General features: G+C 53.6%; 1 protein-coding gene. It reads left to right on the top strand.

Going from position 1 to position 911, the window contains the following annotated elements; all coding sequences use genetic code 11:
- The coding region (locus I0P70_RS21200; protein ID WP_196121135.1) for a HAMP domain-containing protein at positions 1 to 911 on the top strand (911 nt) is incomplete at both ends.

Below are 911 nucleotides of genomic sequence, written 5' to 3'. Positions count from 1 at the left end.
GTGGATGTGAAAGGTGAGCTCGGTGAGTTGAAGGAAAACATCAACCGCATGGTGGACTCCCTGAACATCTTCGCCGGTGAGGTAACCCGTGTGGCCCTTGAAGTGGGTACAGAGGGTAAACTGGGCGGCCAGGCCAACGTGCCGAACGTAGCTGGTGTTTGGAAAGACTTAACAGATAATGTAAACACCATGGCCTCCAACCTGACAACGCAGGTGCGAGGTATAGCGAAAGTGGCCACCGCGGTAGCGAAAGGTGACTTGAGCCAGAAAATTACCGTTGAGGCAAGAGGAGAGATCCTGGATCTGAAAGAAAACCTCAACCAAATGGTGGACTCACTCAATATCTTCGGTGACGAAGTAACAAGAGTAGCCCGCGAAGTAGGTACGGAGGGTAAACTAGGCGGACAGGCGAATGTGCCAAACGTAGCCGGTACCTGGAAGGACCTGACCGACAACGTGAACTACATGGCCTCCAACCTGACTTCTCAGGTACGTGACATTGCCAAAGTAGCGACTGCTGTAGCGAAAGGTGACTTGAGCCAGAAGATCACGGTAGAAGCCCGCGGTGAGATCCTGGACCTGAAGGAGAACCTGAACCAGATGGTGGACTCCCTGAACATCTTCGCTGACGAGGTAACCCGTGTGGCTCGCGAAGTGGGAACGGAAGGTCGTTTGGGTGGCCAGGCCAATGTGCCGAAAGTACGCGGTACCTGGAAGGAGTTGACCGACAACGTGAACACCATGGCCTCGAATTTAACACTGCAGGTACGTGACATCGCTAAGGTGGCAACTGCAGTGGCGAAAGGTGACCTGACTCAGAAAGTGTCTGTGGATGTGAAAGGTGAGCTCGGTGAGTTGAAGGAAAACATCAACCGCATGGTGGACTCCCTGAACATCTTCGCCGGTGAGGT

It is taken from the genome of Pontibacter sp. FD36 (assembly GCF_015686655.1).
Lineage (GTDB): Bacteria > Bacteroidota > Bacteroidia > Cytophagales > Hymenobacteraceae > Pontibacter.
This window is presented reverse-complemented; position numbering and strand designations above follow the sequence as displayed.